This is a genomic window from Gammaproteobacteria bacterium (assembly GCA_016765075.1).
Lineage (GTDB): Bacteria > Pseudomonadota > Gammaproteobacteria.
Genome location: JAESQP010000048.1, coordinates 1 through 4,206, shown reverse-complemented (window position 1 = coordinate 4,206; position 4,206 = coordinate 1). Strand labels below are relative to the sequence as shown.

General features: G+C 48.4%; 3 protein-coding genes and 1 riboswitch. Of the genes, 2 read left to right on the top strand and 1 reads right to left on the bottom strand.

What is annotated here, in order from left to right:
- Positions 1 to 142: 142 nt before the first annotated feature.
- A riboswitch (TPP riboswitch) is annotated at positions 143 to 244 on the bottom strand.
- Positions 245 to 379: 135 nt separating this feature from the next.
- Positions 380 to 1,036, top strand: a complete 657-nt coding sequence (locus JKY90_02920) for a protein-L-isoaspartate O-methyltransferase (protein MBL4851219.1) — start codon at positions 380 to 382, stop codon at positions 1,034 to 1,036.
- 55 nt (positions 1,037 to 1,091) lie between these two features.
- Positions 1,092 to 2,396: a TolC family outer membrane protein gene (locus tag JKY90_02915; protein ID MBL4851218.1), complete on the top strand. Its 1,305-nt coding sequence runs from the start codon at positions 1,092 to 1,094 to the stop codon at positions 2,394 to 2,396.
- Positions 2,397 to 2,673: 277 nt separating this feature from the next.
- Here JKY90_02915 and waaA read toward each other — a convergent pair whose 3' ends face one another.
- The gene (gene waaA, locus JKY90_02910) at positions 2,674 to 3,969 is read right to left on the bottom strand and encodes a lipid IV(A) 3-deoxy-D-manno-octulosonic acid transferase (GenBank protein ID MBL4851217.1); all 1,296 of its coding nucleotides are present in this window, start codon (positions 3,967 to 3,969) and stop codon (positions 2,674 to 2,676) included.
- Positions 3,970 to 4,206: the final 237 nt, after the last annotated feature.

Genomic DNA, 4,206 nt, shown 5'->3' with positions numbered 1-4,206 from the left:
TTGGGAAAATTTTTGATGGCAGCCTGATCGACCTGTGCGGTCTGACTTAATATGCGCTCTGGTGCGTTCATGGTCATGCTCCTAAAAGTAATTTACATCAGGGGGGCATAAAAAAAGACTTGGTAAAGAAAGAACTCAGGCAGGTAAGCGACTAGCTGCTTCCCTCCGCCGGTCTTAGCCGGGTCAGGTTCAATGGGTCTTTCTCAGCCTAGCATTCTTGCCTAAGGCACCCCCGCAACACTGTGTTGCTGCATAGGATACCATCCTAGCCCTGAAAATCACACGATGCTTCATCCATAAACTGGTCGCCAAGCTGGCGTCCTGTGGCTAAGCTAGCTAAAATGGTGCCTCTTCTGATCGTTAATATTTGGTGATGATGATGCAACTGGCGCAAGCTCGGTTTAATATGATTGAACAGCAAATCCGCCCCTGGGATGTGCTCGACCAGCGCGTGTTGGATTTGTTGGAGGCGCTGCCACGTGACACCTTCGTCAACGACAGCAATAAACCACTGGCCTATGCTGACATCAATATTGCATTGGATCACGGCGAAGTAATGATGTCGCCCAAACTCGAAGCACGCATGGTGCAAACATTGAACATCGGTGACACCGAGCGCGCACTTGAAGTGGGTACGGGCAGCGGTTATGTCACTGGCCTGCTGGCTAAAATGGCCGCGCATGTCACCAGCGTCGATATCCATGAAGACTTTTTGCTGCAAGCCAAATCACGCCTTGATCATCACGATATTAGCAATGTCACACTTGAGCAGGGTGATGCATCAAACGGCTGGAAAACCGACGCAGAAAGCTACGATGTTATCGCCGTAACGGGTTCGTTGCCACAATATATCGATGCCTTTGCGCAAAGTCTCAATGTTGGTGGGCGCTTGTTTGTTATTGCTGGCCAACCTCCCATTATGGAAGCTTTGCTCGTCACCCGCGTGACCGTGGATGAATGGGTTAAACAAAGCTTGTTTGAAACAGACTTAGCACCACTGAAAAATGCTAAAACGCCTTCCAGCTTCATATTTTAGGCGGCGCATTTTAATCACTAAGTGCGCTGTTTCTAGAATAGAAGTGTCAGCTCGCATGCTGATCTTACTTGCTGCGTTTGGCCTGTCTTGCAATGCTAATGCGGTTAACCTTGAAGAAATTCTTAGTCTTGCTTTAGCTAATAATCCGCAGGTTAATCAAGCTGAGGCGGCTTACAACATAGCATTAGAGTCTCGCCCACAGGCGCGCGCAAATTTCTTGCCTAATATTAACCTCACTGCCAACACCACCGACAATTCACAAGATCGTCAATTTGAGATTGGCCAATTTGGTGGTAACGAAGACTTTAACTCACGTGGTTATACGCTAAGTCTGACGCAATCTATATACAACCGCGATGCGATCGTGCAGCGGCGTCAGACAAATGCCATTATCGGTGAAGCCGAGGCTAATTTTGCTAGTGCCAAACAAGGGCTTATTGTGCGTGCCGCTGAGCGTTATTTTGATGTGTTGGCTGCAGAAGACAATGTTACGTTTGCCGAGGCCGAAAAAAAATCTATCGCGCGCCAACTTGACCAAACTAATGAACGGTTTGATGTCGGCCTGATTCCTATTACCGACGTTAATGAAGCGCAAGCGAGTTATGACTTGTCTATTGCTGATGGCATTGACGCTGAAAATACGCTTTTAAGCGCACGTGAAGGCTTACGTGAAGTCACTGGCAACTATCACGATGTTCTGGCACCGTTGATCGCTAACACGCCGCTACCCTCACCTGACCCTGATAATATTGAACGCTGGGTCGAGGTGGGGCTTAATGAAAATCTCACCGTACAGGCCGCCGAATTTGCTAGCGAAAATCTACGTCACGCGATAGACCGCGCGAAATCTGGTCACTATCCTAGCGTTGATGTTGTCGCTAGTCAGTCTAATAGTGTTTCTGGTGGTGGTAGCCTCGGTGGTAGCGAAATCGACAGCACAGCATTGAGTTTGCAGCTCAATGTGCCGCTTTACCAAGGCGGGCGAATTCGCTCACAAACACGCGTAGCACTAGCGCGCCTGGATGAAGCAAGCCAACAACTTGAACAACAACGACGTAGCACGGTACGTCAGGTTAGGGAATCGTATTTGGGAGTGCTAGCAAGCATCAGCCGTATTAACGCATTAAAACAAGCCGAAAAATCAAGTCAAAGTGCTCTAGAAGCCAATGAGGTAGGTTTGGAAGTTGGTACTCGCACCACGGTTGATGTGCTCGATGCGAGGCGGGGTTTATTTCGTGCTAAACGTGATCTAGCTCGAGCGCGTTATGATTATATTTTGAATACACTGCGCCTAAAACAAGCAGCGGGTGTGTTGACTAATAATGATATTCGCGAGGTGAATCTCTGGTTAAGCCGTTAGGAAAGCGCTGATTTATTATCAACATATGCCAGTAGGTGTTTTCTCACAGAGCGCTAATCTGGCCTACTCAAGACATAACGCCGCAGGACTTCAAGTGCAACATAGTTAGGGAGTCTATGAATAATTCATGGAACACGATCTTACGCCTAAAATCTTCTAACTCTTCGGCGCTAATCTTACCAATAGCCTCGCTATTGCCTACGGTTTTCGTCTCGATCTGAAAAATTTTAGACACAATCTCTCTGCCCCAAAATTATTCAAAGGCTCCCTAGTTCATTTAGATGTATTGGCTATCTATAATAGGATCAAGCTGTTTGGCAATTAATGCCTTGACCCTATCGACCGCACCGCGGTTTTGCTCTACAACCAGTCGTCCCTGCTCACCGGCATTATCTCGCAGATTGGGCTCTTGCAAAAATTCAATCACAGCTAAACCAAGCTCGTTGGCATCCATGACTCGTCGTGCCGCACCTTTGTCCAATAGCAGCTCACTAATGTATTCAAAATTATGCGTGTAAGGGCCAATTATCACAGGCAAACCCACGGCAGCGGGTTCTAATAAATTATGCCCACCTATTGGCACCAGGCTACCCCCTACAAATGCGACATCTGCCGCTGCATAAAACATCGCCAGTTCACCCATGCTATCACCGAGAAAGATATGGGTATCATCCGAACATATAGTGTTAGCACTGCGCCGTATAACGTTTAAGCCATGCTTTTGACAAAGTGATTCCACTTTGTCAAAGCGTTCTGGATGACGCGGCACTAACACTAACAGCGCCTCAGGCACAGTTTTTTGAACAAGATTAAAACCCTGTAAAACCTGCTCATCTTCACCATCGTGTGTGCTGGCAGCAATCCAGACTGAGCGACTGCTACCCCAAATACGGCGTAGCGCCTCTGCCTCCTCAATCTGGCTCGATGCAATGCTAATATCAAATTTAACATTACCTGTCATAAACACGCGCTGATGCGGCACACCCAAGGCAATAAATCGCTCGGCATCGGCTGATGTTTGTGCAGCCACCACATCCAGACAGCGTAATGTTTTTTCTGTCAGCCCGGCAAAGCGGCCATAAGAACGCGCTGAACTGTGCGACAAACGCGCATTAATCAGCATTAAAGGAATCGATTCAAGCGCGGCATAATGGTAGAGATTCGGCCAGATCTCGGTTTCCATAATCAAGCCTATGCAGGGCTTACTACGTTTGAGAAAACGCTTCACTGCAAAGGGCAAATCATAGGGCAAATAAGCATGTGTGACGTGCTCACCCAGGCTTTGTTTGAGACGATCGGCACCCGTAGAGGTCATGGTAGTCACCAACACCGGCGTATCGGGATAACGATTAATAATTTGTTTTAATAATGGCACCACCGCCTGCACCTCACCAACCGAGACGGCGTGCAACCAAATAGGTGCTTTGGCAAAAATTGGCGTTTGACCCCAACGTTGACCTAGGCGCTGTTGCCATGCATGGTGAGTTTGTTGTGACCAAAGTGCCCGCCACCATAGCCGCAGCTCAAAAAAAATGGCGACGGGTAGGGCAAGTAACGTATAGAGGTGACGCATTCGTAATCTGCTTGGTTAAACTAAAAAGCTGTATTGTTGTATGGCATTGGGCACACCTGCTCAACACTACGGCGGTGTAAAAGAGTAACGTATGCTAGCATAGCACGCTGGGTCTCAACGCCTCCCAGGGTCTGTTAACACTATAAACATGGTAGCGTTGCCGCCCCAAATTGAGTCAGGCGCCCCGCAGGAAGTGCCCCCACGCCTTCGCGGGGGCAGGCTCTTGGGGTGCAAGGC

Excerpts from the sequence above, each read along its gene's own strand:
- JKY90_02915 (MBL4851218.1), top strand. The coding sequence starts at position 1,092 with ATGCTGATCTTACTTGCTGCGTTTGGCCTGTCTTGCAATGCTAATGCG.
- JKY90_02920 (MBL4851219.1), top strand. The coding sequence starts at position 380 with ATGCAACTGGCGCAAGCTCGGTTTAATATGATTGAACAGCAAATCCGC.
- waaA (MBL4851217.1), bottom strand. The coding sequence starts at position 3,969 with ATGCGTCACCTCTATACGTTACTTGCCCTACCCGTCGCCATTTTTTTT.